1 protein-coding gene is annotated in these 527 nt (G+C 58.4%); it reads right to left on the bottom strand.

Annotated elements, in window-relative coordinates; translation table 11 throughout:
• Positions 1–56 precede the first annotated feature (56 nt).
• Positions 57–527 (bottom strand): alpha/beta fold hydrolase (locus G6N74_RS30470; RefSeq protein ID WP_165121733.1); only part of this gene is annotated, 471 nt, incomplete at its 5' end.

Here is a 527-nt window from a genome sequence, read left to right as displayed (position 1 = left end):
AATTCATTGCAGCATCGTATCGCTGCCTAAGCAGCGAAAGCGGATGGGTAGCGGATCTAAGCGGATCGAAAGAACTCTCGCAGTTCCACCGCAACTGTCTCCGGCGCCTCCTCCGCCATATGGTGCCCACAATCCAGGCCCCTCCCAGACAATTTGTTGGTCCAGGGAATCCATACATCGAGGACGTTGCCATAGAGTCGTTCCAGATCGTCTTGAAGCGACCAGAGCACCATCGTCGGGCAGGCTATCCGGCGGCCCGCAGCACGGTCCGATTGGTCATGCTCGCGATCGATCCCAAGACCAGCACGGTAGTCCTCGAGCATTCCATAGACGACCCGAGGGTCATGGATGGCAGCCCGGTAGTCCTCAAAGGCTTCTGCGCCCATATGCTCCGGCGATCCGCCATACCAGCCGTCTGGGTCGGTCAGAATCGCTCGCTCTGGCTTTTCCTTTTGGGCGAAGAAGAACCAGTGCCACCATTCTTTCGCGAAGCGGGCATCGCAACGTTCCAGTGCTTCCAGGATCGG

Origin of the sequence: Mesorhizobium zhangyense, from assembly GCF_011045115.1 — a bacterium.
Lineage (GTDB): Bacteria > Pseudomonadota > Alphaproteobacteria > Rhizobiales > Rhizobiaceae > Mesorhizobium_M > Mesorhizobium_M zhangyense.
Note: the sequence above shows the minus strand (reverse complement) of the source record. Positions and strands in the feature narration are given on the sequence as shown.